4 protein-coding genes and 1 pseudogene are annotated in these 3,254 nt (G+C 39.7%); 2 read left to right on the forward strand and 3 right to left on the reverse strand.

All coding sequences use genetic code 11. The features are described from left to right. A pseudogene (locus V7D75_RS11150) lies at nt 1-244 on the reverse strand (hypothetical protein); the annotation flags it as partial. A 223-nt stretch (nt 245-467) separates the two neighbouring features. Between V7D75_RS11150 and V7D75_RS11155 the strand changes: the two are divergent. Both V7D75_RS11155 and V7D75_RS11160 read left to right on the forward strand, forming a co-directional pair. Further along, the gene (locus V7D75_RS11155) at nt 468-1,115 is read left to right on the forward strand and encodes a DNA-3-methyladenine glycosylase (RefSeq protein ID WP_333614613.1); all 648 of its coding nucleotides are present in this window, start codon (nt 468-470) and stop codon (nt 1,113-1,115) included. 50 nt (nt 1,116-1,165) lie between these two features. Continuing rightward, the gene (locus tag V7D75_RS11160; RefSeq protein WP_333614614.1) at nt 1,166-1,477 is read left to right on the forward strand and encodes an NGG1p interacting factor NIF3; all 312 of its coding nucleotides are present in this window, start codon (nt 1,166-1,168) and stop codon (nt 1,475-1,477) included. A gap of 26 nt (nt 1,478-1,503) precedes the next feature. On the opposite strand, the gene V7D75_RS11165 is transcribed toward V7D75_RS11160, so the two are convergent. Together V7D75_RS11165 and V7D75_RS11170 are read right to left on the reverse strand one after the other, a co-directional pair. Continuing rightward, complete coding sequence (locus V7D75_RS11165) at nt 1,504-1,875, reverse strand: hypothetical protein (protein ID WP_333614615.1); 372 nt, start codon at nt 1,873-1,875, stop codon at nt 1,504-1,506. Between the two features lie 263 nt (nt 1,876-2,138). Then, entirely contained in the window at nt 2,139-2,768 is a 630-nt protein-coding gene (locus V7D75_RS11170) for a hypothetical protein (protein WP_333614616.1), read from the reverse strand. Nucleotides 2,769-3,254 lie beyond the last annotated feature (486 nt).

Below are 3,254 nucleotides of genomic sequence, written 5' to 3' on the forward strand. Positions count from 1 at the left end.
TGTCGTCTTTGCTGTTTTTAATCTGTGACTGATTGTTTTCCCTGTCGTTTTTACTGTTATCGTCTGTCTTAGACTGACTATCTTTTGAGGCGTTGTCCTTTGAATCATTAGTAGCGTTGTCTTTGGATGCATTATTAGTGTTGTTATCTTTCATAGCTGCGTTTTTATTCGTATCTTTTTCGCTAGCATTTTTATTGCTATCGTTATTTTGCTGCTTATCATTGTTAGTATTAGAGTTAGTCATTGTTATATCCTTTTGATTGTATTTTTTAGTGTTGGATGTTTTTAGTTTTTTAACTTTAAAATTGGTTGGCGAGTTTTAAGCTTACTATTAGAATGAGTTAACTGTCTGTATAGCAACAGTTGCAATAGGTAATAAGGTCTAACGCTTAGCCGCCTTACGTAGTTTTTTATGCTAAATTTATATCGTTGATAGTTAAATGCCGTTATAAAAAAGGTCGCCCTTGATGTTATCGTCCAAATTATCTGATACTCAATCCACGGTTTTAGAACCTAGCTGGTTTGTCCGCCCGACCTGTGTGGTAGCGGCAGATTTAATTGGCAAAGTTTTATGCCGACAGCTAATCGATATCGATGGTAAGCAAAAAACCCTACGGATGCGCATCTCAGAAACCGAAGCCTACATTGGTGAAGGTGATGCCGCTTGTCATGCGCATGCTGGCACGCGCACGCCGCGTACAGAGGTTATGTATAGCGAGGGCGGGGTGTTCTATGTCTATCTGACCTATGGTATTCATCATATGCTCAATTTGGTGAGCGGAACGGCAGAGTCGCCAGAAGCAGTATTAATACGGGCAGGGTTTTTGACAGACGATAGCGCGCGCTTAATTGATGAGCAATTACTGAGCGCTGATAAGCAGCTAACCGATCCCAAGCAATTTGCAGGTCCTGGCAAACTGACCAAAAGGCTGCAAATCGACCGCGAGTTATATGGTGCGCCTATCACGCCCGCGTCAGGGCTTTGGGTTGAGGACGATGGTTGCGAGCCGCCAGTATTCCTGCGACCACGTATTGGCATTGATTATGCGGGCGCGGCAAAAGACTGGTTACTGCGCTATGTTTGGACCGACCATCCTTCACTGTCCAAAAAATAGTCAATCTAGAATTGTTAGTAATTTTTTAAAGAGCATGAAAGGGGTAAGCGATGTATAAATTGACAGTTTTTATTCCCAATGAAGCGCTAGAGCAAGTAAAAACTGCCTTATTTACGGCGGGTGCTGGCAAGATTGGTAACTATGAACAATGCTGCTGGCAAGTGCGGGGCAGCGGTCAGTTCATGCCATTAGCAGGCAGTCAGCCGCATATTGGCGCGCAGGATACACTTGAAACGGTTATAGAGTGGCGCGTGGAGATGGTGGTAGCCGACGCACATATTAAACCAGTGATTGAAGCATTAAAGCAGACGCATCCTTATGAAACGCCTGCTTATGATGTGATTGAAGTATTAGACTTTTAATATCTTAAATTTATTATCAGAAATTATCAGTCTTCTTTGATTTTAATGACGTTGTAGCTTGGATAATCAAGCTCGATTTTATAGTCTTTACTGCCGCGGCGAGCTTTTACTTTTATTTTACTGTCGCCTTTTTTGTATTTGACGTCTTTGACCCGATAACCCATATTGCTGACCTGATTGGCCGCGCGCTGCTCGATAGCAGGCTGATAAAGCTCTTTATCAAGAGACTTGATGGTTTTCTTGTGTTTCTTATAGATTTTAGTGTCTTTGTAAATGTCTTCATAAAGGTCGCCATAAGCATTGTAGCCGGGCGCGGTGACGCAGCCAGTCGTTATGGACAGTAACGCGGCAATCATACTGCTCGCCGCCGTGGTTTTTAATAACGTATATTTTTTCATAATATCCTCTCATGCTATTAAAGGCATTGGTAACTCGTCTATATAAGCAAGGTTCTATGCTGGAAACGACACAATAAAAAAATGGTCAAATAAACCAAGGGCTGGCTTATTTGACCAAGGGCATCAAGTCATCAACGATGCCAAAATCTTTATCTCATCCATTTATACCTATTTTATTTACGGCTACTCTTATGCGTGGCATAAAATATTTATACAAAATTTTAAACGATGTTTATATCAATCTTTATCAATCTTAATCACATTCAAGTTTGGATAGCCAAGTAAAATCTCATATTCTTGTGAGCCGCGTTTGGCTTCAATCTTTCTTCAAATTCAATGTCTTCCACACGGTATCCCATTGACCTTACCTTATTGACGGCGCGCTGTTTAATGGCTGGGTAACGAGAATCACGTTTGATACTGTCTTCGATATCATCGTTTTTATAGCGTTTATTATTTTTATATTTGCCATGGTTTCTATACTTATCTTTCTTATAGTCGTATTTATCATAACGGTCTTTATCGTATCTATCATCTTGCCAAACATTAGAGGAACCTCTTTTATTTGAGCTGATGAGTCTTAAGTCTGGATAGCTATATTTAAGCTCGTAGGTTTGATTGTTCTTTCTAGCGATGGCAGTAATAGCACGGTTGCCACGATAGTTATCAGAACGAATGTCTAGCACTTGATAACCTTTACGGCGTAGGTCATTGCGCAGCGTTTGGCTGACACGCTTAAAATCAGTATTACCATAATCACCACTATCGCCATATATTGGATAATTTCCATAACCTGGATCAACAACGGCGCAGCCAGCCACCGTCCCTAATAAAGTCAGCGCCAGACCCGTAGATATCGCGGTCTTAAATGAGAAAGCGGATAGAATTTTCACAATAAAATCTCCCTAGGAGTAGCCGGTGATGTGGATAAGGAACGGTTATTTATCAGGTACACTTTTAATAGTACATAATTACCAATCTATTTAGTCAAATAATGACCAAGGTCGATATTTGTTTCTTATTACTGAAATATTTTCTTACATACACATCATAAGACTAAAAAATCATCTTTCCATGTCTTTGGTGTTAATAAGTTGTAAATTTTGCAAATAGTTGCGTAAGCATTCGACACTTTAGGTGACTAGGGCGTTGCTAAATTTAATAAATGTCGCTAACACTTTTAATAACTAATATAGGGAGTACTAAACAATTAAGGGTATTTATAAAGATTATTTTAAATTTATCAATAACTTAGATTGAGATATTGGCTATCTTAAAATCGACGTAAGCATATGCTTACACTCAATGACGCTTACGCGACTTAACACGTGGTGCATAATTTGACACTATACACACACGGCATAAGGGAATGTGACTCA

Source organism: Psychrobacter sp. (assembly GCF_036731945.1).
GTDB lineage: Bacteria > Pseudomonadota > Gammaproteobacteria > Pseudomonadales > Moraxellaceae > Psychrobacter.

What these genes read in the sequence shown, in the direction of transcription:
- V7D75_RS11155 (WP_333614613.1), top strand. Translation starts at nt 468, where the DNA reads ATGTTATCGTCCAAATTATCTGATACTCAATCCACGGTTTTAGAACCT.
- V7D75_RS11165 (WP_333614615.1), bottom strand. Translation starts at nt 1,875, where the DNA reads ATGAAAAAATATACGTTATTAAAAACCACGGCGGCGAGCAGTATGATT.
- V7D75_RS11160 (WP_333614614.1), top strand. Translation starts at nt 1,166, where the DNA reads ATGTATAAATTGACAGTTTTTATTCCCAATGAAGCGCTAGAGCAAGTA.